The sequence below is a fragment of the Pseudomonas sp. SB113 genome (genome assembly GCF_040754745.1).
GTDB classification, from domain to species: Bacteria; Pseudomonadota; Gammaproteobacteria; order Pseudomonadales; family Pseudomonadaceae; genus Aquipseudomonas; species Aquipseudomonas grimontii.
Map to the genome: position 1 here is coordinate 1 of NZ_JBFMHW010000266.1, position 358 is coordinate 358.

General features: G+C 63.1%; 1 pseudogene. It reads left to right on the plus strand.

Annotated features, from left to right (window positions below):
- A pseudogene (locus AB1462_RS32500) lies at positions 1 to 358 on the plus strand (type II secretion system protein GspF); the annotation flags it as partial.

The following is a 358-nucleotide window of genomic DNA, read 5'->3' on the forward strand; positions in this document are numbered from 1 at the left end:
AGGAACGTAACAACCTGAGCGGCAAATTCCTCACCGCGGTTATCTACCCCGGTGTGGTCGGGCTGGTCTCGATCGGCATCGTGATTTTCCTGCTCAGCTACGTGGTGCCCCAGGTGGTCAGCGCGTTTTCCCAGGCACGCCAGGATCTGCCCGGGCTGACATTGGCGATGCTCAATGCCAGCGACTTTATCCGCGCCTGGGGCTGGCTGTGTTTCGGCGCCATCGTCGGTGGTTTCTGGGGTTGGCGCCTGTACCTGCGCAACCCCGTGGCGCGCCTGAACTGGCACAGCCGCGTGCTGCGCTTGCCGCTGATCGGGCGCTTTGTGCTGGGCCTGAATACCGCACGATTTGCCTCGAC